Annotated in this window: 29 protein-coding genes and 1 pseudogene; 21 read left to right on the top strand and 9 right to left on the bottom strand. The window is 66.7% G+C overall.

What is annotated here, in order from left to right; genetic code table 11:
• Positions 1-140 precede the first annotated feature (140 nt).
• Both U5919_RS14420 and U5919_RS14415 read left to right on the top strand, forming a co-directional pair.
• Positions 141-1,199: a M20/M25/M40 family metallo-hydrolase gene (locus U5919_RS14420; RefSeq protein ID WP_336025147.1), complete on the top strand. Its 1,059-nt coding sequence runs from the start codon at positions 141-143 to the stop codon at positions 1,197-1,199.
• 173 nt (positions 1,200-1,372) lie between these two features.
• Positions 1,373-1,849, top strand: coding sequence for a 50S ribosomal protein L11 (locus U5919_RS14415; RefSeq protein ID WP_336025146.1), 477 nt, complete (start codon positions 1,373-1,375; stop codon positions 1,847-1,849).
• Between the two features lie 119 nt (positions 1,850-1,968).
• Here U5919_RS14415 and U5919_RS14410 read toward each other — a convergent pair whose 3' ends face one another.
• Entirely contained in the window at positions 1,969-2,178 is a 210-nt protein-coding gene (locus tag U5919_RS14410; RefSeq protein WP_336025145.1) for a TOBE domain-containing protein, read from the bottom strand.
• 263 nt (positions 2,179-2,441) lie between these two features.
• Between U5919_RS14410 and U5919_RS14405 the strand changes: the two genes are divergently transcribed.
• The 6 genes from U5919_RS14405 (at position 2,442) to U5919_RS14380 (ending at position 6,481) form a co-directional block, all read left to right on the top strand.
• Positions 2,442-3,080, top strand: a complete 639-nt coding sequence (locus U5919_RS14405) for a 50S ribosomal protein L1 (protein ID WP_336025144.1) — start codon at positions 2,442-2,444, stop codon at positions 3,078-3,080.
• Positions 3,077-4,126 (top strand): 50S ribosomal protein L10, encoded by a 1,050-nt coding sequence (locus U5919_RS14400; RefSeq protein WP_336025143.1) that lies wholly within the window; start codon positions 3,077-3,079, stop codon positions 4,124-4,126. The genes U5919_RS14405 and U5919_RS14400 overlap by 4 nt, the downstream gene beginning before the upstream one ends.
• 18 nt (positions 4,127-4,144) lie before the next feature.
• Complete coding sequence (gene rpl12p / locus U5919_RS14395) at positions 4,145-4,483, top strand: 50S ribosomal protein P1 (protein WP_336025142.1); 339 nt, start codon at positions 4,145-4,147, stop codon at positions 4,481-4,483.
• 192 nt (positions 4,484-4,675) lie between these two features.
• Positions 4,676-5,959: a tripartite tricarboxylate transporter permease gene (locus tag U5919_RS14390; RefSeq protein WP_336025141.1), complete on the top strand. Its 1,284-nt coding sequence runs from the start codon at positions 4,676-4,678 to the stop codon at positions 5,957-5,959.
• A 72-nt stretch (positions 5,960-6,031) separates the two neighbouring features.
• Positions 6,032-6,211, top strand: a complete 180-nt coding sequence (locus tag U5919_RS14385; protein ID WP_081927459.1) for an HVO_2753 family zinc finger protein — start codon at positions 6,032-6,034, stop codon at positions 6,209-6,211.
• Positions 6,212-6,214: 3 nt separating this feature from the next.
• Positions 6,215-6,481, top strand: a complete 267-nt coding sequence (locus U5919_RS14380; RefSeq protein WP_336025140.1) for an elongation factor 1-beta — start codon at positions 6,215-6,217, stop codon at positions 6,479-6,481.
• 170 nt (positions 6,482-6,651) lie between these two features.
• On the opposite strand, the gene U5919_RS14375 is transcribed toward U5919_RS14380, so the two are convergent.
• Positions 6,652-6,912 carry a glycine zipper domain-containing protein gene (locus tag U5919_RS14375; protein WP_336025139.1) on the bottom strand — a complete coding sequence of 87 codons (261 nt, stop codon included), beginning with the start codon at positions 6,910-6,912 and terminating at the stop codon, positions 6,652-6,654.
• A 179-nt stretch (positions 6,913-7,091) separates the two neighbouring features.
• Here U5919_RS14375 and U5919_RS14370 point away from each other — a divergent pair, with 179 nt between their 5' ends.
• The 9 genes from U5919_RS14370 (at position 7,092) to U5919_RS14330 (ending at position 14,365) form a co-directional block, all read left to right on the top strand.
• Positions 7,092-7,382 (top strand): 50S ribosomal protein L21e, encoded by a 291-nt coding sequence (locus U5919_RS14370; protein ID WP_336025138.1) that lies wholly within the window; start codon positions 7,092-7,094, stop codon positions 7,380-7,382.
• 12 nt (positions 7,383-7,394) lie between these two features.
• Positions 7,395-7,751 carry an RNA polymerase Rpb4 family protein gene (locus U5919_RS14365; protein WP_336025137.1) on the top strand — a complete coding sequence of 119 codons (357 nt, stop codon included), beginning with the start codon at positions 7,395-7,397 and terminating at the stop codon, positions 7,749-7,751.
• Positions 7,752-7,822: 71 nt separating this feature from the next.
• Positions 7,823-8,479 (top strand): DUF655 domain-containing protein, encoded by a 657-nt coding sequence (locus tag U5919_RS14360; RefSeq protein WP_336025136.1) that lies wholly within the window; start codon positions 7,823-7,825, stop codon positions 8,477-8,479.
• An 88-nt stretch (positions 8,480-8,567) separates the two neighbouring features.
• Entirely contained in the window at positions 8,568-9,434 is an 867-nt protein-coding gene (locus U5919_RS14355) for a 16S ribosomal RNA methyltransferase A (protein WP_336025135.1), read from the top strand.
• A gap of 9 nt (positions 9,435-9,443) precedes the next feature.
• Positions 9,444-10,817 (top strand): mechanosensitive ion channel domain-containing protein, encoded by a 1,374-nt coding sequence (locus U5919_RS14350; protein ID WP_336025134.1) that lies wholly within the window; start codon positions 9,444-9,446, stop codon positions 10,815-10,817.
• A complete protein-coding gene (locus tag U5919_RS14345; RefSeq protein WP_336025133.1) occupies positions 10,814-11,440 on the top strand; it encodes a HemK2/MTQ2 family protein methyltransferase in 627 nt (208 codons plus the stop codon). Before U5919_RS14350 ends, U5919_RS14345 begins: the two co-directional genes overlap by 4 nt.
• 90 nt (positions 11,441-11,530) lie before the next feature.
• Positions 11,531-12,538, top strand: a complete 1,008-nt coding sequence (locus U5919_RS14340) for a 5-methyltetrahydropteroyltriglutamate--homocysteine methyltransferase (RefSeq protein WP_336025132.1) — start codon at positions 11,531-11,533, stop codon at positions 12,536-12,538.
• Positions 12,538-13,605: a methionine synthase gene (locus U5919_RS14335; RefSeq protein WP_336025131.1), complete on the top strand. Its 1,068-nt coding sequence runs from the start codon at positions 12,538-12,540 to the stop codon at positions 13,603-13,605. Before U5919_RS14340 ends, U5919_RS14335 begins: the two co-directional genes overlap by 1 nt.
• A 127-nt stretch (positions 13,606-13,732) precedes the next feature.
• On the top strand, positions 13,733-14,365 hold the full coding sequence (locus U5919_RS14330) for a hypothetical protein (protein ID WP_336025129.1): 633 nt from the start codon (positions 13,733-13,735) through the stop codon (positions 14,363-14,365).
• Positions 14,366-14,397: 32 nt separating this feature from the next.
• Here the strand turns inward: U5919_RS14330 and ndk are convergent, their stop codons facing one another.
• The 4 genes and pseudogenes from ndk to rpl7ae all read right to left on the bottom strand — a co-directional run bounded on the left by ndk (position 14,398) and on the right by rpl7ae (position 15,659).
• Positions 14,398-14,877, bottom strand: a complete 480-nt coding sequence (gene ndk, locus U5919_RS14325) for a nucleoside-diphosphate kinase (RefSeq protein ID WP_336025128.1) — start codon at positions 14,875-14,877, stop codon at positions 14,398-14,400.
• Between the two features lie 2 nt (positions 14,878-14,879).
• Positions 14,880-15,062: pseudogene (locus tag U5919_RS14320) on the bottom strand (50S ribosomal protein L24e); the annotation flags it as partial.
• 3 nt (positions 15,063-15,065) lie between these two features.
• Complete coding sequence (locus tag U5919_RS14315; RefSeq protein ID WP_049986948.1) at positions 15,066-15,290, bottom strand: 30S ribosomal protein S28e; 225 nt, start codon at positions 15,288-15,290, stop codon at positions 15,066-15,068.
• Between the two features lie 6 nt (positions 15,291-15,296).
• Entirely contained in the window at positions 15,297-15,659 is a 363-nt protein-coding gene (gene rpl7ae / locus U5919_RS14310; protein ID WP_336025125.1) for a 50S ribosomal protein L7Ae, read from the bottom strand.
• 248 nt (positions 15,660-15,907) lie between these two features.
• Here rpl7ae and tmcA point away from each other — a divergent pair, with 248 nt between their 5' ends.
• The 4 genes from tmcA (at position 15,908) to U5919_RS14290 (ending at position 19,730) form a co-directional block, all read left to right on the top strand.
• On the top strand, positions 15,908-18,223 hold the full coding sequence (gene tmcA, locus U5919_RS14305) for a tRNA(Met) cytidine acetyltransferase TmcA (protein ID WP_336025124.1): 2,316 nt from the start codon (positions 15,908-15,910) through the stop codon (positions 18,221-18,223).
• 83 nt (positions 18,224-18,306) lie between these two features.
• A complete protein-coding gene (locus U5919_RS14300; protein WP_336025123.1) occupies positions 18,307-18,786 on the top strand; it encodes a DUF456 family protein in 480 nt (159 codons plus the stop codon).
• 90 nt (positions 18,787-18,876) lie between these two features.
• Positions 18,877-19,368, top strand: coding sequence for a GNAT family N-acetyltransferase (locus U5919_RS14295; protein ID WP_336025122.1), 492 nt, complete (start codon positions 18,877-18,879; stop codon positions 19,366-19,368).
• 56 nt (positions 19,369-19,424) lie between these two features.
• Positions 19,425-19,730 (top strand): DUF7130 family rubredoxin-like protein, encoded by a 306-nt coding sequence (locus tag U5919_RS14290; RefSeq protein WP_336025121.1) that lies wholly within the window; start codon positions 19,425-19,427, stop codon positions 19,728-19,730.
• A 78-nt stretch (positions 19,731-19,808) separates the two neighbouring features.
• Here U5919_RS14290 and U5919_RS14285 read toward each other — a convergent pair whose 3' ends face one another.
• From U5919_RS14285 to U5919_RS14275, 3 genes are all read right to left on the bottom strand, one after another.
• On the bottom strand, positions 19,809-20,666 hold the full coding sequence (locus tag U5919_RS14285) for an eIF2B alpha/beta/delta subunit family protein (protein ID WP_336025120.1): 858 nt from the start codon (positions 20,664-20,666) through the stop codon (positions 19,809-19,811).
• A gap of 106 nt (positions 20,667-20,772) precedes the next feature.
• Positions 20,773-21,045, bottom strand: coding sequence for a DUF5822 domain-containing protein (locus U5919_RS14280; RefSeq protein WP_336025119.1), 273 nt, complete (start codon positions 21,043-21,045; stop codon positions 20,773-20,775).
• 83 nt (positions 21,046-21,128) lie between these two features.
• The gene (locus U5919_RS14275) at positions 21,129-21,908 is read right to left on the bottom strand and encodes an alpha/beta fold hydrolase (protein ID WP_336025118.1); all 780 of its coding nucleotides are present in this window, start codon (positions 21,906-21,908) and stop codon (positions 21,129-21,131) included.
• Positions 21,909-22,099 lie beyond the last annotated feature (191 nt).

The following is a 22,099-nucleotide window of genomic DNA, read 5'->3' as shown; positions in this document are numbered from 1 at the left end:
GACCGCGTTTGGACCCGCGAAAGGAACGAAAAGGAAACCCGGTGAATGGTGGAGGGTACCCCAGTGGATAGCGGAGGGAAACCCTGTGAATAGCGGAGGGAACCCGGTGGATTCACGTGTCAGGCAATCGCAGCGATGGTATGGACGACGACAGGCGCGCGTTTCTGACGGATCTTCTGACGACACCGAGCCCGTCCGGCTTCGAGGCCGTCGGCCAGCGGGTGTGGCTCGACTACGTTCGCGACTTCGCCGACGACGTGTGGACGGACGCGTACGGCAACGCGGTCGCCGTTCACCAAGGCGGCTCCGACGTCTCGATCGCGTTCACCGGCCACGCCGACGAGATCGGGTTCATCGTCCGCGACATCACCGAGGACGGGTTCCTCCGGATCAGCCCGATCGGCGGCGCGGATCGGACGGTCTCGAAGGGCCAGCACGTGACGGTCCACGCGGAGACGCCGGTTGCGGGCGTCGTCGGGCAGACCGCGATCCACCTCCGTGAGCGCGAGGAGGAGTCCTATGAGGATATCGACGCCCAGTTCGTCGACGTCGGTGCCGACGACGGGGACGACGCGCGGGAACTCGTCGAAGTCGGCGATCCCGTGACCGTCGAGACGCGGGTCCGAGCGCTGCACGGCACGCGAATGGCCGCGAGAGGGATGGACAACCGTGTCGGCATCTGGTCGGCCGCGGAGGGCCTCCGCGCCGCCGTCGAAGCCGACGTCGACGCCACGGTCTACGCCGTGAGTACGGTACAGGAGGAAGTCGGCGTGCAGGGCGCGAAGATGATCGGCTTCGGCCTCGATCCCGACGCCGCGATCGCCGTCGACGTGACGCACGCGACCGACAACCCCGACATCCCGGGCAAGCGCAGCGGCCCCGTCGAACTCGGCGAGGGGCCGGTCGTCTCCCGCGGCAGCGCGAACCACCCCTCGCTCGTCGACCTCGCGCGCGAGTCGGCAGACGCCGCCGAGATCGACGTGCAACTGCAGGCGACGGGCACGCGAACCGGCACCGACGCCGACGCGTTCTACACCGCGCGCAGCGGCATTCCGGCGCTGAACCTCGGCATCCCGAACCGCTATATGCACACGCCCGTCGAGGTGATCGACACCGACGACCTCGACGCCGCCGCCGAACTACTCGGGTCCGTCGCGGACCGGGCCGCCGACGCCGCGCCGTTCGGGGTAGACCTGTAGGATCGGCGCGTTGGTCGTGCGGTCTGCGCTTCTTCCGTGCGGTCCCCGCGTCGGTCGTGCGGGCCGTGCGGTCCCGCGTCGGTCGTGCCGTCCCCGTGTCGACCGTGCCCAACCGTAACACGCCGTTCGACCGAAAGAAAACCGTTAAAAGTCGCCGCAGGGTGTTGTGAGGTATGGCTGGAACTATCGAAGTACTCGTTCCCGGCGGGGAGGCCAACCCCGGCCCGCCGCTCGGTCCGGAACTCGGACCGACTCCTGTGAACGTGCAGGACGTCGTTCAGCAGATCAACGACGAGACGGCCGCGTTCGACGGGATGGAAGTCCCCGTGACCGTCGAGTACGAGGACGACGGCTCCTTTACGATCTCCGTTGGCGTCCCGCCGACGGCGGAACTGATAAAAGACGAGGCCGGATTCGAGACCGGATCGGGCGAACCGCAGAAGGACTTCGTCGCCGACCTGACGGTCGAGCAGGTGAAGAAGATCGCCGAGCAGAAGTCTTCGGACCTGCTCGCGTACGATCCGTTTAACGCCTCGAAAGAGGTCGTCGGAACGTGCACCTCACTCGGCGTCACCATCGAGGGCAACAACCCGCGCGAGTTCAAAAAGCGGATGGACGACGGCGAGTACGACGACGTCTTCGCGGAGTAAGCGGATTTCGTCGTCACGCAGTTGACGACGACCAGTGTTCTCTTTGCGGCGTTCTCGAAAGTACAAGCGATCGCGACGTCGAGCGCGATGTCGACCGCGAGCGCGACATCGAGACGGGCCTATTCCTTGTCGACCATCACTTCGCTGGCCTTGATCACGGCGTCGACCTCGTCGGATTCGCTGAGCCCGAGACGATCGGCGGACCCGCGCGTGATCGTCGACGTGATCGTCTGGCCGTCGCCGAGTTCGACGACGACCTCCGCCATTATCTCGTCGGTCTTAACGGATTTCACGGTTCCTGAGAGTCTGTTCCGGGCACTGAGCGCCATAGTGGAGAGTCGTCGTCTACGGCAAAATGCGTGTCGGCGAGCGTGAACGTCGTTCCGTGTGGGGACGATTGACCCCGACAGATGGGCCGTTGGAACCGTGTCGACTGTTCCCACGGATCGGCCGTCTCGACCCCGAAAACCGGCGGTACGCGGAAACTGCTTCGACGGACTTAAGGCCGGCATACCCGTTCGATTCGACGAGGCAGGCAGACGCCTGTTTCACTGACCCGTAGGAGCAATCCTGCGTACTACGGAGGTGAATAATGGCAGATACGATAGTTGACGCAGTCTCTCGCGCACTCGACGAGGCACCGCCGCGGAACTTCCGCGAGACGGTCGACCTCGCCGTGAACCTGCGCGATCTCGACTTAAACGACCCATCGAAACGTGTCGACGAGTCTGTCGTTCTCCCGTCCGGCACCGGACAGGAGACGCAGATCGTCGTCTTCGCGAGCGGTGAGACCGCGCTTCGAGCCGAGGAGGTCGCCGACCAGGTTCTGGACGGCGACGACCTCGAGGAGCTCGGAGACGACACCGACGCGGCAAAAGACCTCGCCGACGAGACCGACTTCTTCGTGGCCGAAGCCAGCATGATGCAGGACATCGGCCGCTTCTTGGGGACGGTTCTCGGTCCGCGCGGTAAGATGCCGACACCGCTTCAGCCGGACGACGACATCGTCGAGACAGTGAATAGAATGAAGAACACGGTGCAACTCCGTTCCCGCGATCGCCGGACGTTCCACACCCGCGTTGGTGCACAGGATATGGATTCCGAGGAAATCGCGGATAACATCGACGTCATCGTCCGTCGTCTCGAGGCGAACCTCGAAAAGGGTCCGCTCAACATCGATTCGATGTACGTGAAGACGACGATGGGACCGTCCGTGGAGGTCGAGGCATGAGCGAAAGTGCCTCCGCCCGACGAACCGAGACGATCCCCCAGTGGAAAAAAGCGGAGGTCGGCGAACTGGTCGACTTCCTCGAAGGCTACGAGTCGGTCGGCGTCGTCGACGTCGCCGGCATTCCGAGCCGGCAGCTGCAGAGTATGCGCCGCGAACTCCACGGCAGCGCGGAACTGCGGATGAGCCGTAACACGCTCACCGTCCGCGCGCTCGAAGACGTCGACGACGGGCTCGAAGAGCTCGTCGGATACGTCTCGGGACAGGTCGCGCTCGTGGGCACGAACGACAACCCCTTCGGGCTGTACAAACAGCTCGAAGCGTCGAAGACGCCCGCACCGATCAGCGCCGGCGAGATCGCGCCCAACGACGTCGTCATCCCCGAGGGTGACACGGGCGTCGACCCCGGCCCGTTCGTGGGCGAACTCCAGCAGGTCGGAGCCGCCGCGCGCATCATGGACGGCTCGATCCAAGTCACGGAGGACTCGAAGGTCCTCGAAGCCGGCGAACCCGTCTCCGAGGAACTCGAAGGCGTGCTCTCCGAGCTCGGCATCGAGCCGAAGGAAGTCGGTCTCGACCTCCGCGGCGTCTTCTCCGAAGGCGTCCTCTTCGAGCCCGACGAGCTCGCGATCGACATCGACGAGTACCGCGCGGACATCCAGTCCGCCGCCGCGGCCGCTCGGAACCTCTCGGTCAACGCGAGCTACCCGACGGCGCAGACCGCGCCGACGCTGCTTGCGAAGGCCGCCGGCAATGCGAAGGCCCTTGGCCTCTTCGCCGCCATCGAGGACCCCGACGTGGTGCCCGATCTCGTCGCGAAGGCCGACGCGCAGGTTCGCGCGCTCGCCGCCCAGATCGACGACGAGGAGGCGCTCCCGGAGGAGCTCCGGGGCGTCGAAGCGCCCGAACCGGCCGCCGAGGAGGCGGCCGACGAGAGCGAGGACGAATCGGCTGACGAAGACACGGAAGCAGATGCCGACGCCGACGACACCGACGACGACGACGACGACGGAGACGGTGCCGAAGGCCTCGGCGCGATGTTCGGATAACTACGAGGAAATACGACAATGGAATACGTTTACGCAGCTCTCACCCTGAACGAATCGGGCGAAGAGATCAACGAAGAGAACATCACCGCGGTCCTCGAGGCCGCCGGTGTGGACGTCGAAGAGTCCCGGGTGAAGGCGCTCGTCGCCGCACTCGAGGACGTCGACATCGAGGAGGCCGTCGAGACGGCCGCCGCCGCTCCCGCGCCCGCCGCGGGCAGTGCCGGTGGCGAGGTCGAGACCGCTGACGACGGCGAAGACGAGGCCGACGAGGCCGAGGAAGCCGACGAAGGCGACGCCGACGAAGAGGACGAGGACGAAGAGGCCTCCGGCGAGGGCCTCGGCAACCTCTTCGGCTGAGTTCGGAAACCGCCGAAGACGCCGAGCGTCCGATCCGGACGTCGCGCCGACTCGTCTTTCGATCCGATTTCTTTCGACGCCACGGGAACAGCCGCGACGCTGTCCGTCCAGAGAGGTCACCGCAGTAGCGCGCGCATCATCGCACGTGCTCGCACGAACGTTCAAATAGGAGAACGAGGCCACTCCGTCGCGATGGCGTCGCCAACGATTACCCTCGCGTTCGCGCTCTGCGGCGTGGCACTGGGAACGCTGACCGGCCTGCTCCCGGGACTGCACGTCAACAGCGTCGCGTTTCTCCTCGTCGGGATCGCCCCCGGTATCGACGGCCCGCCGGTCGCCGTCGGCGCGGCGATCCTCGCGGCGGGCGTGGTTCACACCTTCCTCTCGATCGTTCCCGGACTCGTCCTCGGCGTGCCCGACGCCGCGACCGCGCCGGGCGCGCTGCCCGGCCACCGGCTCGTCTTGGCGGGCCGCGGGCGGGAGGCGATCCGACTGTCGGCCGTCGGGAGCGGCGTCGCGCTCCTCGGCTCCGTCGCGGTCGCGCTGCCGCTCTCGCGCGTCGTCGCCGCCGGGCGCGAGTGGCTGCTCGCCGCGCTTCCGATCCTGTTGGCCCTCGTCGCGGCGCTCCTCGTGCTCGCCGAGCCGACCCGCCGCGCGCGACTCGGCGGCGTGCTCTGTCTGTGTGTCGCGACGGCACTGGGTTTTCTGACGCTCGATCTCCCGGCGACGGGGGCGCTGACGCCGAGGGGCGCGGCGTCGATGCTCGCGCCGATCTTCGGCGGGCTGTTCGGCGCGCCGATCCTGTTGGACGCGGTCGATGCCGACGGGGCGATTCCCCCGCAGGAGGGGACGACGCTCGGGCTCTCCGGGAGTGAGACGCTGCGAGCCGCGCTCTCCGGCGTCGGCGGCGGCGCGCTCGTCGGCTACCTGCCGGGCGTTTCCGCGGGCGTCGCGGCGGTCTTGGCGCTCGGCGGGGCCGGTGGCAGCGGTCCCGCGGGTCGTGGCTCCGATCGGGCCTACGTCGTCGCGACCAGCGGTGCCGACACGGCGACGGCGGTGTTCGCGGTCGCCTCGCTCGCGGTGCTCGGCGCGCCGCGCAGCGGCGTCACTGTCGCGCTCTCGTCGCTCGCGGGAGCGGGTTCGCCGTCGGCCCCGCCGAGCGCGTCGATGGGAGCGACGGCTCCGATACCACTCTTGGAGATGCTGCTCGTGATCGTCTTCGCGGCGGGTCTGGGAATCGCGGTCCTCCTGACCGTCGGCGAGCGCTATCTGCTCGTTGTCCGTCGGCTCCCGCGACGCCCGCTCGTCCTCGGCGTGTTGGGACTGCTGTTCGCGCTCTCGGTCGGCTTCGCGGGCGTGCTCGGTGGGGCCGTCTTCTGTCTCGCCGCGGCCGTCGGCCTGTTGCCGCCGCGAGTGGGCGCGCGGCGCGTCCATCTGATGGGCGTGCTCTTCGGGCCGATCGCGCTGGGATGGTAGGCGGGCGCACCGAGAGGAGTCGGGTGATCGGGAAAGACAACCGTTAAAAGTCGCGACCGGGTCGTGTAGAGTATGAGCCAGTCCGAGCAGCGACACGCCAGACAGTGCGTGTCCTGTGGCATCAACATCTCCGGCATGAGCGCGGCGACGTTCAACTGTCCGGACTGTGGCCACGAGATCTCGCGGTGTGCGAAGTGCCGAAAGCAGAGCAACCTCTATGAGTGCCCCGACTGCGGGTTTATGGGACCCTGAACGATGGGAAAAGTCGCAGCCAAGATCAAGGTCATGCCGAACAGCCCCGAAATCGACCTCGACGAGCTTCAGGAGCGACTCGAACAGTCGCTGCCCGAGGGCGCGAAGATCAACGGCTTCGAGCGCGACGACGTCGCGTTCGGGCTGGTCGCGCTGCTCCCGACCGTGATCGTCCCCGACGACGCGGGCGGCACCGAAGCGGTCGAAGACGCGTTCATCGGCGTCGACGGCGTCGAGAGCGTCGCCGTCGAGAACGTCGGCCGCATCTAACCGCGTCAGTTCCGGTCATAGCTGTCGGCACTCGTCGACGACTGCGCTGACGTTTTCTCCGTTGGCTCTCACTTCGCCGAGCCGCGGCTGAGTGCGTTCGGGTCCGTTTCGCTGACGCCATCGGCGGATCGGCTAGATTCCCGACGGAAGAGATATTCCCGACGGAACAGTCACTCCGCGCGACGGAGAAAGAGCAGCCCGACGAGCGGCGAGAGGATGAAGCCGATTCCGAGCACGACGAGCAGCGGGAGCCCGCCCGCGTCGACGGATGCGGTTGCGGCGACGCCGACGACCGCGCCGAGAAGGATACTCACGGAGACGCCGACGCCGAACTGTTCGAGCCGCGAGCTGGAGTCCTGATGCATCGATTCGCCGTCGCCGCTCGCCGAGCGTTCCGGAAGTTGTCCGCCGCTTGCAGATTCTAGTGCCATAACCGGGCGTACGACACCCGATGGTTTAGATTTTGCCGAGACGCGCCGAACTCCGTGAGCCACAGTCTGTGAACTAATCGCACGGTGTCGAACCCGCTAGCGACGTCTCTCGGCGGCGGCGCTCGTCGAACGGGAACGTGCGTTTTATAACCGCGTCGGAAGTACAGCCATCAACGACTATGCCGAGTTCCAACGGTCCACTTCACGGTACGCGAGGAAAGCTATCGAACAAACCGCGCGAGCGAGGAACCTCCCCGCCGCAGCGCGCGATCCAGGAGTTCGACGAGGGTCAGAAGGTCCACCTGAAAATCGACCCAAGCGTCCGCGAAGGTCGCTTCCACCCGCGGTTCAACGGCCACACCGGCGAAGTCGTCGGAAAGCAGGGCCGCGCGTTCAAGGTCAGTATCGTCGACGGCGGCAAAGAGAAGACGCTCATCGCCCGCCCCGCCCACCTGCGCGCTCAGGAGTAACATCGTACGCCGATGACCATCTTCAAAGAGAAAGTCGACGAGGAGTATTTGACCGTCTCAGAGGTCAAAACGCTCCTCGAAGACGTCGAGGCCGAGCGCGCCGCCGACGAGGAGCGCGAGTTGCGGTACGAACTCGCTCGCGCCATCGAGCACGTGAACCGGTTCGCTCATCTCGATCCCGAAGAGTCTCGCGACCTCGTCGAGGAGCTTCTCGAACTGGAGAAGGTCGACATCGAGACGGCGATCAAGATCACTGATCTCCTGCCACAGAGCCGAGACGAACTCCGCGCGGTGTACGCACAGGAACGCTACGCGCTCGACGGCGACGAACTCGACGACGTGCTGAACGTCGTCGCGAAGTACGTCTAGCGCGATCGATACCGACGCACGGCGGGTCCGTCGGCCAATTGTTTAAATAGACCCTCACCGTACGTCAGTCTATGACTACGACCGAGAGCGGAGACGCCGACGAGGTGACGGAGTCGTCGGACGGTTCCGACCACGTCCCCGATTCGAACGACGGGGGCGACGCTGACGAGCGGGAGGTGCGCTACGCGGTCGTCTTAGATCATCTCCCGCACGGCCGCGCGGACGACGACCGCCCGCGACACCGGAAGTCGCCGCTCGCGTACGCGATCGGTGAGCGGGACTTCCGCCTCTTCGAGATCACGCTCGCGGACGACGCGGACGTCTCGATCGGCGACCGCATCGTGATCGGCCCGACGGAGGCTCGGGACGTGGTGTCGGGATTCAAGCAGGTGATGTACGACGACCTCTCGAACACCGCCGGCGCGGAACTCGAATACGCCATCGAGGAGATCATCGATACGAACGAGCGCCGGTTCGTCGACTTCTACAACGACGCGCAGCCGATCACGCTTCGGCTGCACCAGCTGAATCTCCTCCCCGGAATCGGGAAGAAACTCCGGAACAACGTGCTCGATCAGCGCAAGCGCGGCCCCTTCGAGAGCTTCGAGGACCTCGAAGACCGGGTTTCGGGGCTCCATCGCCCGAAAGAGGTCCTCATCGAGCGCATCATCGAGGAGTTGCGCGACGACGACCTGAAGTACAAGGCGTTCGTCGGGCGCGACGCCTGAACAGCCGTTTTGCGAGCGCGACGGCGAATTGTTCTCCGACGATCGACGACCCGAGACGTTTACACTCTCCCGGGCGCAACGGGGGGCAATGACAGATTCGAGGGCCGACGCCGCGTCCGACCTCCGGGATCCGGACGACCTGCGCCGCCGGGCCGGCGTGCGCGGCGATCCCGATCGCGACCAACACTTTCTGGTCGATGACCGGGTGCTCGATCGGATTCCGAGCTACCTCCCCGACGACGCCGACGCGACGCGACTGCTGGAGATCGGCGGCGGGACGGGTGCGCTCACCGACCGACTGCTCCGCGTCGCCGACAGGGTGACCGTCGTCGAGCGCGACCCGTCGCTCTCGGCGTTCCTCCGCGAGGAATTCCGAGAGGACGTCGAAGTCGGGCGATTAGAGATCGTCGAGGGCGACGCGCTCGACGTCGACCTGCCCGACTTTTCGGCGTCGGTCTCGAATCTCCCGTACGGGATCTCCTCGGAGATCACGTTTCGGCTGCTCCCCGCCGAGCGCCCGCTCGTGTTGATGTTCCAGCGGGAGTTCGGCGAGCGGATGGCAGCCGAGCCCGGGACCGACGCGTACGGCCGGCTATCGGTGAGTGCGCAACACTACGCGGACGTCGAGGTCGTCGAGATCGTTCCGCCGACGGCGTTCGATCCCGCACCGGCCGTCGAGAGCGCGATCGTTCGGCTGCGACCGAGAGCGCCGGAGTACGCCGTCGACGACGAGACGTTCTTCTTCGATTTCGTGAAGGCGCTTTTCACCCAGCGGCGCAAGACGATCAGAAACGGGATCCGGAACACCGCCCACATCTCGGGGCTCGCCGATCCAGAGGCCGTCATCGAGGCGATCGAGAGCGTCGACGAGGACTTGCTCCGCGCGCGAGCGGGATCGCTCACGCCCGCCGAGTTCGCCGAACTGACCGCGATTGCCGACGAACACGGTCGCTGAATCACGAGTATGGCTGGAATACTTCAAACGGGATTCGGAGGAGTCGAAGGCGTCGGAGACGCGCTTTCGGCGCTCTCGGAGTTGGTGCCGACGTTCACCGGTCGAATCGCGGTCACCTTCGCGATCAGCGTCGCCGTAATGGCGTTTCTGGCTCGGACGGACTGGCTCCACAAGACGGCCCCCGATCGCTTGGAATCGACCGCGTGGCACGTGATCGTCACCGTCGGAACGATGATCGTCGCCGCCACCGCAGGGCTGGCGATCGTCGGGATTTGGGGCCTCTCAGACGATCTCTTCGCGGTTTTCGGGACGAGCTACGGCCCCGAAACGATCGTCAGGTTCGGCGTCTCCGCGCTGTTTCTGATCGGCGCGTACACGATGACCGGGCTGATAAAGCAACTCGTCGACCAGCTCGCAGAGACTCGGTCGTCGGTCGGCGAGCACGAGCGGGAAATCGCGTATCGCCTCGGGCAGGTCGCGCTCTACCTCCTCGCGCTCACGATCATCCTCTCGCTGTGGGACGTCAACGTCGGCGGATTCCTCGTCGGTGCTGGATTCCTCGGTATCGTCGTCGGGATGGCCGCCAGACAAACGCTCGGTGCGATGCTCGCGGGATTCGTCCTGATGTTCTCACGGCCGTTCGAGATCGGTGACTGGATCCAAGTCGGCGACTACGAGGGCATCGTCACCGACATCACGATCGTCAACACCCGGATGCAGACGTTCGACGGCGAGTACGTGATGATCCCCAACGACGTGGTCTCCTCGGAGAGCCTCGTCAACCGCAGCCGAAAGGGCCGACTCCGCATCGAGGTGGAAGTCGGCATCGACTACGACGCCGACCCCGAGAACGCCGCCGACATCGCGAAGAAGGCCGTCGCGAAGCTCGACGATCCGATGAACGTGCCCACGCCACAGGTGGTGTTCAAGCGGCTCGACGACTCGGCGGTCGTGCTCGGCGTCCGCTACTGGATCAACAACCCGAGCGCCCGTCGAAAGTGGCGCTCACAGACGGCCGTTATCGGCGCTGTCAAGCAGGCACTGGAGGCCGAGGGCATCAAGATCCCGTTCCCCCAGCGGGAGCTGATGGGTCGGCAGGAGGCCGGCGGGTTCATCCTCGCGGGCAACGAAGGATCGGCGGAGGAACAGCTAAAAGCGTCGTCTGCGGACGCGCGAGGAAACGGAGAAGCTGACGGCGACGCAGATGGTGAAGACCCCGAGAGTGGGGAACAACAATCCGAGCGCACGGAGTCGGACAGCGAGACGGAACCGACCGCCGAGAACGACGCCGACCGCGAGCCCCCGAAGGCGGCGACGAACGTGAAAGCCAAGGGAGCTCCGGACGGGTCCGGCGCGGACGAGACCGACGGGGGCGAGTCGTGAGCGAGGAGACGAAGAGAACGCTGGCCGCGCGCCGCGACGTCGAGACGACCGTGTATCAACCCGCGGAGGATTCTCGGCTCCTCGCCGCGGCGGTCGAAGCCGTGGGTCGAGGGCGGCTCTTGGAAGTCGGCACCGGTTCGGGGTGGGTCGCCGCACGGGCCGCAGACGTCGAGACGGTGACCTCAGTCGTCGCCAGCGACGTCAACCCCCATGCCTGTCTGGCCGCTCGGGAACGCGCGCTGAGCGGTGAGGCCGGAGAGGCGCGCTTCGATGTCGTTCGCGCGGACCTCCTCTCACCGTTCGTCGACGGCGCGTTCGACACCGTGGCGTTCAACCCGCCGTATCTCCCCACCGACCCCGAACGCGAGTGGGACGACTGGATGGAGCGGGCGCTGTCGGGCGGGGAGTCGGGTCGCGAACTGATCGAGCCGTTCCTCGAAACGGTCGGCCGCGCGCTCGCGCCGAACGGGGTCGCGCTGCTGCTCGTGAGTTCGCTGACCGGGTACGAAGAAGTCCTCGCTCACGCCGAGGCGTGCGGTTTCGACCACGAGGTCGTCGTCGAGGAATCCTATCCCTTCGAGACGCTCTCGGTGCTCGCGCTGACCGCCGCTGACGACGACTGATAGCGGTCCTCCTCCGCTCGCCGGAAAATAACTGGAACGAATAATACACTTTAGCAAATATTAAGCAGCGGCATTTCGTAGCGAACCCCGATGATTGAACTCGTCGCGACGACGCCGGGGCTGTTCCCGCTTCCGGACTGGGCGAAATCGGACCTCGCGGACCTGAAGGGCCGCCAGAAGGCGGATCTGATCTCGGGATCGGAGTCCAGCGCCGTCGTGTCGACGTACGAGCGGGCCCGCGCGGAGGCCGTCGACGAGCAGTTCGACGCCGGTCTCGATCGGGTCGTCGAGGGACAACTCCGCTGGGACGATATGCTCGCCCACCCGCTGACGGTTCACGACCGCGTCGAGACGGGCGGGATCGCTCGCTACTACGACAACAACAACTTCTATCGCAACCCCCGCGTCGTCGGCGAGTTGACTCACTCCGGCGACGTCGCAGCCGAACTGACGGCCGCCGCGGAGGTGATCGACGACGCACCCCTGCAGGCGGTCCTCCCCGGTCCGTACTCGCTCGCCGACCTCGCGACCGACGCGCACTACGGCGACGACCGGGAATTCCTCTCGGCGATCGCGGACTTTCTCGCGAGCGAGGTCGAGTCGTTCCCGGCGCACGAGACGCTGTTTCTCTTGGAGCCCTCGCTCGTCGAATCGCCGCCCGACGACGACCTCGCCGACGCCGTTCCGGAGGCGATCAGCACCGTCGCCGACGCGACCGATTCCGCCGTCGTCGCGCACACCTATTTCGGCGCGCTCGATGAGAAGACCTACGCACACCTGATGGACGCCGCTGTCGACGCCCTCGGTCTCGATCTCGTGGCCGACGACCGCGAGCAGAGCGTGTACAACGCCGTCGAGTACGGAATCACAGACGACGTCGCACTCGGCGTCGCCGACGGGCAGAACACGCTCGTCGAGTCGGCCGAGACGCTGCGCGAACGCGTCGAGTGGTTCATCGACCAAGTGCCGATGGCCGACTTCGAGAACGCGTACGTGAGCACCAACACCGAACTGTTCTACCTCCCGGTGAACAGCTATCGCGAGAAGCTGGCCGCCCTCGCCGCGGCGGCCGACCTCGAACGCGAGGTGAGCGTCTGATGGTCCGAAACCCATCGAACCGCGAGCAGTTCCGCCCCGCCGACCACGACGCCGAGCACTTCCTCTTGACGACGGTCGTCGGAAGCTACCCGAAGCCCGCGTGGCTCAACCGGGCGAAGAAGCTCGCCGACGACCCCGACTCCGGCTTCGACGAGCGGGCGTTCGCGGAGGCCCAAGACGACGCCGCACGGGTCATCACCCACGAGCACGAGCGCGCCGGGTTGGACACCGTCGTCGACGGCGAGATGCGCCGCGACGAGATGGTCGAGTACTTCGCCCACCGGATCCCCGGCTACGAGTTCAACGGGCCGGTGAAAGTGTGGGGACACAACTACTTCGACAAGCCCTCGGTCGTCTCCGAGGTCGAGTACGACGAACCGTGGTTGGTCGAGGAGTTCGAGTTCACCGCGAGCGTCGCGAGCAGGCCGGTCAAAGTGCCGATCACCGGTCCGTACACGTTGGCGCGGTGGGCGTTCAACGAGGCCTACGACACCGAGGCCGCGCTCGCGTACGACCTCGCCGACCTCGTCAACGAGGAGGTCCATCGACTCATCGACGCGGGCGCGCGGTACGTCCAACTCGACGAGCCCGCGCTCGCGACGACGCCCGAGGACCACGCGATCGTCGGCGAATGCCTCGAACGCATCGTCGACGGCGTCCCCGAGGACGTCCGCGTCTGTCTGCACGTCTGCTACGGCGACTACTCGAAGCTGTACCCGGCGATCAACGACTTCCCGATCGACGAGTTCGACATCGAACTCTGCAACGACGGCTACCAGCAGATCGACGTGTTCCGCGAACACGCCTTCGAGCCGGATCTCGCACTCGGTGTCGTCGACGTCCACACCCCGGAGGTCGAGTCCGTCGCGGAGATCAAATCGAACATCGAGGAGGGGTTGAAGGTGGTCTCGCCCGATCGGCTCAGCGTCTCCCCGGACTGCGGGGTGAAACTGTTGCCGCGCGAAGTCGCCTACGAGAAGATCTCGAACATGGTGACCGCGGCGCGGGAGGTCGAGGCGGATCTCGACGCCGACGAGATCGACGTCGCGCTTCCGTCCGACGACTGACGCTCTCCCTGCCGATCGGCTCAGTGGGGACGTCGGCATCGTTGCCCGGCGACCGACGGACGGATTTTCCAGCGCGCGTTCCCGGATCGGACCCAGCGGTTATACCAGTGGAGGACGGTTCGGCGGTATGAAACGTCGAGACGTGCTTCGGGCGGGCATCGGAACCGGATTCGCCGGCGTCGCCGGATGCACCGGGCGGACCAAGGGGCCGGCGTTCACCGAGGGGTTCGAAGACGAACTCGGCGAGTGGGAGGCCGACGCGGCGATCGGACCGGAGGTCGACATCGACGACTTCGCGTGGGAACTCGGCGTTTCGGACGCGGAGGCGGTCGAGGGTGAGCGGTCGCTGCGGATCTGGAACGAGGGATCGTACGACGACGGCGTGACGTGGGGCGTCCATCCGATCTCCGTCGAGGCGGACCGACGGTATCGGATCGACGTCCGGGCGCAGTTCTGGAGCGAGTCCGAGTCGTTCAACACGATCCGCAACGCAGTGATGAGACTCGGAGCCGAGCCACCCGAGACGGAGGAGGACTTCCCGCAGCCGGGCGTCAACACGACAGCTCTCGGCGAGACGCCGTACGGCGGGCTTCGAGAGCCGCTGTGGCTCGCAGACGGCTGGCGAGAGTACGCGTTCGAGTGGACGACGCCGACGCTTTCGACCGACACGCTCCACTTGGCGATCGGCACGGCCGTCGTCTGGGAGGCCAACGCGGCGCACTACGTCGACGACGTGTCAGTCACAATCGAAGCGCGGTAACGGGGCCGCTCGGAATCCCCGGTCGAGAAGAATCAGTGATCTTCGTCTTCGTACAGCCACGGCGCGTCGATGCGCTCGTAATCGAGCAGTTCCTCGTCGTCGAAGAACAGTCCGATCTCGCGCTCGTTCGCGCCCTCGTCCTCGTGGTCGGAGGCGTGGATCACGTTGCGACCGAGGTCGAGCCCGAAGTCGCCGCGGATCGTCCCCGGCGCGGACTCGGCGGGGTCGGTCTCGCCGACCATCGAGCGGACCTGACGGGTCGCGTCAGCGCCCTCCCAGACCATCGCGAAGACCGGGCCCGAGGTGATAAAGTCGACGAGGCCGTCGAAGAACGGCTTATCGGCGTGTTCGCCGTAGTGCTCGTGGGCGAGTTCTTCGTCGATCTGAATGAACTTCCCGCCGACGAGCTTCAGGCCGCGCTCCTCGAATCGGGAGACGATCTCGCCGATGAGGCCGCGTTGGACGCCGTCGGGCTTGACCATCACGAAGGTTCGCTCGTCGTGGTGGGTCATTCGCCCTTGTCCTCGCGGCCGGCTTCGGTCCACTCCAGATCGCGGGGCTCGCGGCCGAGGCGGTAGTTCTTCTCGGCTTTCGAGTCCTTGAAGTGGAGGATCGTGCCGTCGTTTTTCACGAGCATCGTTCCCGTACCCGGTTCGATCTCCTCGCCGGTGTAATCGCACGTGCGCGTTTCGACCATAGGTTATCGACCTCCGATGGAGTCGGCGTCCCGCTGCGTCTCGCGGAGCTGGAGGATGTCGCCCTCGCGGACGGGGCCCAGGACGTTCCGTGTGATGATGCGGCCCTGGTTCGAGCCCTCGCGGATGCGGCATTTGACCTGCATGGCCTCGCCGTGCATCCCTGTCTTGCCAACGATCTCGATGACCTCCGCGGACGTCGAGTCGCTGGCGGTCTCTTCTGCGCTCATCGTCGGTTACCGCAGTTCCTCGAGCTTCGCGGCGATGTCTTCGACCTCGTCCTCCGAGTCGCCGGCATCGACGATGGCGGCGGCGGCCGAGCCGACTTCGAGGCCCGCGGCCTGACCGACTTCGTCCTGCGTCTCGATGAAGACGTACGGGATGCCCTTCTCGTCGGCGAGTTCGGGCAGGTGCATCACGATCTCTTCGGGCGAGACGTCCTCGGCGACGAAGACGAGATCGGCGGTGCCGCGCTCAACGGCTTTGGTCGTCTCGTTGGTTCCTTTCTTTACGGTTCCTGTGTCTCGTGCGACCTCGAGGGCCTCGAGGGCATCCTCTGCGAGGTCGGCTGGGACGTCGAATTCTACGTAGACTGGCATTGTTGTTCACCTCTCCTGCTCGCGGGCTCGACTGCCCCGCCGGTGTGTGGTTTCCCTGACGGCGGGGAGTATCATCAACCCCGGGCAGGCTGTACACGTCGGTTGCTTCGGATCCCATAAAAGCGCTTTCAATGGCGTCGTGCCGTGGCACGACGACACACGCGTCATATTCGCGCGACTACTTCCCCCGGGCCCGAGCGACGGCCCGCGAACGCAATTTCCTTACCTGCCGCCCCCCACTCCGGGGTATGAACGTGGCCGTCCTCGCTGCGAAGCTCCGCGCGGCGGGGCAGCGGACGAACCACAGACGCCTGCTCGTCCTCGCGGGCGACCGCGACCGCGGCATCGACGCCGCCTACGACGCGATCGAGGGCGCGTCGATCCCCGACGCGGAGACGACGATCGTCACGACGCGGGAGGGGTTCCGGTTCGACCGCGTCGATCCCAAGCAGGCGCGAACGCTCTTGGGAACGACCCGCTCGGCCGTCATCTGCGACGCCCACGAGGACTTCTCGCCCAACGTGCTCGGCCGACTCGTCGGGAGCGTCGACGGCGGCGGGCTGTTGATCCTCCTGACGCCGTCATTAAACTCGTGGCCCGACCGAGCCGGCTCCTTCGAGTCCTCGCTCGCCGTCTCGCCGTACGACGTCAGCGATGTCGGCGGGCGGTTCCGCGAGCGGCTCCGCGAGACACTCCTCGATCACCCGGGCGTCGCGATCGTCGACGTCGACGAGGGACGGGTCGAACGCCGCGGTGAGGCCGACGACGCCGCGAGCCGTCGCTCGAACCCCGTCGTTCCTCCCACCGAGCGTCGCCGCTTCCCGGGCGAGGCGTACGCCGCCTGCCTGACTGCGGATCAGTCCCGCGCGCTCTCCGCGCTCGAAGCGCTCCAACGAGAGGGGGCCGAAATCGAAAACGCGGTGGTCGTCGAGGCCGACCGGGGGCGCGGGAAGTCGAGCGCGGCCGGACTGGCGGCCGCGTCGCTGGCGGCGGTCGGTCGTGACGTCCTCGTCACCGCCCCGGACCGGCGTAACGCCGACGATCTCTTCGCCCGGGCTCGCGAGTTGCTGGCGGAGATCGAGGACGGCTCCGGCTCTATCGACGCGCTGCAGACCGCCGCAGGCGGTCGCATCCGATTCGAGTCACCCGCGGCGGCGGCCGACCTCCCCGACGATCCGGATGTCGTCCTCGTCGACGAGGCCGCAGCGATACCCGTCCGGCTGCTCTCGTCGCTGCTCGACGCCCCGGCGGTCGGCTTTTTCACGACGGTCCACGGCTACGAGGGCACGGGACGGGGGTTCTCCGTCCGGTTCCGCGGTCAGTTGGCGGCGTCCGACCACGACGTGACCGACGTGACGCTCTCGGAGCCGATCCGCTACGCGCCGGGCGATCCGATCGAGTCGTGGGCGTTCCGGGCGCTGCTTCTCGACGCGCGCCCGCCCGTCGACGACCTCGTCGCCGACGCGTCGCCGTCGACCGTCGAGTATCGGGCGCTCTCACCGGAGGATTTCGCGGCGGACGAGCACCTGTTGCGGGCGACCTTCGGCCTTCTCGTGTTCGCGCACTATCGGACGGAGCCGAACGATCTGGCGCGCCTCCTCGACGCCCCGAACTTCCGCGTGCGCGTCCTCGAACACGACGGACGAGTGGTGAGCGTCGCGCTCTTGGCGCGCGAGGGCGACCTCGACGCGGAGACGCGGAGATCGGTGTACGAGGGCTCGCGGATCCGCGGACACATGATACCCGACGTGCTGACGAGTCAACTCCGCGACGAGGACGCCGGGACGCCGCTCGGCTACCGGGTGGTGCGCATCGCGACCCATCACGCGGTCCGAACGCGGGGGCTCGGCTCGACACTCCTCTCGGAAATTCGCGCGGAGTTCGACGGCGACGCGGACTACCTCGGCACGGGCTACGGCGCGACGCCCGACCTACTGGAGTTCTGGGCCGACAACGGCTACGGAACGGTGCACCTCTCGACGACGCGAAACGAGTCCAGCGGCGAGTACTCGGCGGTGATGCTGTGCCCGCTCTCGGAGACGGGCGAGGAGCTTCGCGAGCGACACGCGCGGCTGCTTCGCGACCGGATCGGCGACGTGCTCGCCGATCAACTTCGCGACGCCGACCCTGACATCGTGCGCGGTGTGCTCGCGGCGTGTCCCGCGTCGCTCACGCCCGCGCTGTCGGACTACGAATGGCGCGTCGTCGTCGGTGTCGCCGACGGCCCCGGTCAGTACGCGACCGCGCCGGGGGCCTTTCGCCGGCTCGCGCTGACCGCGCTGCTCGGTGGTGATGCGACTGCGGGAGTCGACGAGGCTGACGGTGACGCCGACGCCGCCGGCGACGACGACGAGTCGACCGCACAACTATCCGACCGACAGGAGCGACTCCTCGTCGGGAAAGTGCTGCAGGCGCGGCCGCAAGAGACCGTCGCCGACGAACTGGGCTACGCCTCGACGCGGGAGTGCCTGCGCGATCTCGGCGCGGCGTACGCGACGCTCCTCGATCGGTACGGCGACAACGAGATTACCGCGGCTGAGCGCGCGCGGTTCGATCGGGAGTAGCGCCCGGCGTCAGGAGTAGCGACCAGCGTCAGCGGCGCGATCGGGAGCACAGCGCTCATCACCGTCGATGACTTCTCTCGGGTATGGAACCGCTCAGTTGGCTCTTTCTCGCGGTCGTCGCCGCCGGCGTCGCGGGATCGGTGCTGCCGCTCGTTCCCGGCGGGCTGCTCTCCGTCGTCGGCGTCGTCGGCTACTGGTGGTCGACGGGCTTCGTCGAGCCCTCGGCGCTCGTCGTCGCCGTGCTCGTCGGCGTCGGCGTCCTGACGATGACGGTCGACTACGTCGGCGGCGCAATTGCGGCCCGGGCGGGCGGGGCGTCGCTGGTGACCACCGGCGTCGCCGTCGTCGTCGGGCTCGTACTCCTCCTCGTCGCCGGACCGATCGGCTTTCTCGTCGGGATCGCGGTTGCCGTCTTCGCCGTCGAGTTCGCCCAGCACGCGGACACCGAACGGGGGCTGCGCGTCGCACTGTACACGACGGTCGGCGTGCTCGCCTCGTCGGTTGTGCAGGTGATCCTGACCGGGTCGGTGCTGGTCGTGCTCCTGTTGATCGTGTTCGTCTGAGCTCGACCCTCGCGGGGGGCTGAGACGAACGAGTCGGCAGATTCGCGATTCGACGGTGGAATTATATCGGTCGTGGTTCTATCGATACCTGTGAGCGTCAACGTCGAGACGCGAGTCGATCCCCCGGGATCCAGCGAGTTCGCCGCGGACACGTGGGAACTCAAAGAACGGATCCGAGAGCGCGAGAGCGTCCTCAAGCAGCGACGGGCCTTTTTCGCCGACGCGTACCGCCGCGCGAACGACCACCTGCTCTTCGAGGGCGACGACCTCGTCGGCTTCGCGTCGGTTCGACGGGACGGATACATTCTCTTTCTCGCCGTCGCGCCCGACCGTCGCGGCGAGGGGTACGGCAAGCGACTCGTCGCCGCCGCGCTCCAAGATCACGAATCGATCTCCTGTCACGCGCGGGCGACGAACGAGAGCGCGCTGTCGTTTTACGAGCACCTCGGCTTCGAGATCATCCGGCGGATCAACGGCTACTACGAGGACGGCGGCGACGCCTACTACCTCCGACTCGGCGACGGCTCCTCGCTCCGAGAGAAGTTCGCCGAGTTCTTTCGGCGGTCGATGACGGGGACGTAACTCGCCGATCAATCAGTGAGGGACGATTTATGCTGATAGCGAGCGAATAGTCCGGTATGGCCGACACGAACACCACCGACGCGACGACGCGAACGCTCGAACCCGGCCAACGGGTGTACGACGCCGACGGCCGAGCGATCGGCACGATCCGCGCAATCACCGAAACCGGCGTTGAGGTACAAACGCACGGCGACGTCGAGACCGTTTCACTGAAACAAGCGCTCGGATCGGACGCCGGGGAAGGATATCTGCTCTGGCGGTGCGTCAACTGCGGCGAACTGGGCGATCTCGACGAGATCCCGGATCGCTGTCCGGGCTGTGGCGGCCCGCGGGAGGACCTCTACGCGTATCTGGAGGACTGATAGCCTATCACGCTCACGTCCGCATCGATTCTCGCTGATCCCCGCAGCGGGCTTTCCGCCGGACGCCGCAGCGGCCCGTCACTCCCGAGGAATGTTCTCGATGCCGTTGTCAGTGATCACTTCGTCGAGCAGTTCGACCGGCGTGGCGTCGTAGGCGGGGTTTTCGATCACGACGTCCTCGATCGGTTCGAGCGTGACCTCCGCAGGCGGGCGGATCTCGTCCTCGAAGACGAAGCCGTCCTCGACGATCTTCGCGGCGGACCCGACGACCGTGACGGGGACGTCGAGGTAGTTCGCGGTCGCGATGATCGGAAAGGTGCCGACCCGGTTGTACAGGGTGTCGCCGACGATGCAGTCCATCCCGATGACGATTCGATCGCACTCCTCGAGGTACGTGCCCGCCGCGCTGTCGACCAGCAGATGGGGTTCCACGCGGTCGAAGGCGGCGAGTCGTCGGGCCGTCTTCCGGCCGAGGAACCGCGGCCGCGCCTCGGTGACGTACGCTGTCAGGTACGTCCCGTCGGCGGCGGCCTGCTCGACGGCTTCCAAAACCGTCGAAGAGAAGTCGTGGGTGAGGAACGTCTCGCCCTCCTCGAAGGTCGGGGCCGCGTTTCTGGCCGCGCGGGATTTCCCCTGTCGGACGTCCTCGACGACTCGTTCGATCACCTCTTCGAGGAGCGATTTGGCCTCGGGAACGGTGTCCTTCCGATCGACGACGTTCACGAGCACCGTCTGCATCGCGTTGAACAGCGAGGCGTGCGACGGATTCGCCCGCTTGAGCGCGCTCACGTTGCGTTCGAGGTCGCGCTCGAACTCCTCGACCGTCGCGTGATCGCGTTCGATGAGATCCGAGAGCGCCTGCGTCGCTTTCACGGCAACGACGGACGAACTGTGCGTCTGCATCTCTCGGATCTCCGCGATCGTCTCGTCGATCATATGCGAGAGTCGGCGACTCGCGTCAAAGACCTTCCGACGGCGGCGACCGATGTGCGCCGACCCGCGCCCGCGCGAAATCGGTCACTCCCCCTCGACGATGTCGTCCTCACTCCCCCTCGACGATGTCGTCGGGGTCGTTGCCGCCGTCGCCCGCGTCGAATCGCCACGCGTACCCGAAGACCGCGAGGGCGACGAGGATCCAGACGACGCTGCCGACGCGGATCGCGAACTCGACGCGAGCGCCCCACGTCGGCAGCGTCGTCTGCAACGAAAGCGCGGCGACGACGGGCGCGCCGACGGCGATAGTGAGGACGAACGTCGTCTGCATCACCCAGCCGTAGTCGATCCCGTCCGGATCCGAGGTCTCGACCGGTTGCACGGACTCGACTTCGGTGGAAGGCGCAAAGGCGTGCCGGTTTCGCGCGAGCGCTTTCGGCGTTGTGCGGTCGCGATGGAGTCGCGCTACGCCAACACGCGCCGGTCGAGGAAGTCCCGAAGCCCCGCGTTGAACGCCTCGGCGGCCTCGAGCATCGCGAGGTGGGCGGCGTCGTCGAGAACCGAGAGCTCGCAGTCGGGGAGTCCGGTACAGAGCTCCTCGTGGTAGTGTGGGGGCGTGAGCCGGTCGTACTCGCCGACGAGCGCCAGCGTCGGGACGTCGACGGTCGAAAGCGCTCCGCGGACGTCGAAGGCGTGCGCCGTTCGGAAGTCTCGTTCGAGGACCGCTCGCCCGGTGTTGCGCAGCGCCGCCTTCGAGACGTCGAGGGTGGTCTCGTCGGGATCGTGAAACAAGTGGTCCGGTTCGTGGAAGAACTCGATCACGCGGTCGAAATCCGTCTGGACCCACTGGAGGAGGTCGTCGAGCACCGGGAGCCGCGCACCCGTTCCGGCCAAGACTGCTCCCGATGCGTCGATCTCGCGCTCGATGAGCGCCGTCAGCACGACCGCGCCACCGAGAGAATTGCCGAGGAGGACGTCGGCGTCTACCGCCGTCGCGACGGCGACGACGTCGTCGACGTACGCCGAGAGCGTTTCGTACCCCGGCTCGGCCGCGACGTCGTCGCTGTCGCCGTGCCCGCTCAAGTCGAGCGCGATCAGCGGGTACTCGTCGGCGATCTTCGCCTGCGCGCTCCAGACGCGGTGGGTGCCGCCGCTGCCGTGGATGGCGAGGACGACGGGGCCGCTCGCGTCCCGGTCGAACGTCCGGTAGGCCGTCTCCCGACCGTGGTGAGATACCGTTTGCATACGAATTCGTTCGATCGGCCGAGGTATAAACCCTGAACGTGGAAGCCGTCAGCGATTGAACGTGATGTGGAAGTGTCGAGACGGCCCTGTCGACGTGACGTCGGAGTCGCCTCGACGACGGAACCGCACCACTCCGGTTCGAGTGACAGTAACACCGAGCGGCCTGGACCGCAATTCAATCGCAAGTCACG

Origin of the sequence: Halobellus sp. LT62, assembly GCF_037031285.1 — an archaeon.
Lineage (GTDB): Archaea > Halobacteriota > Halobacteria > Halobacteriales > Haloferacaceae > Haloquadratum > Haloquadratum salinisoli.
This window is presented reverse-complemented; position numbering and strand designations above follow the sequence as displayed.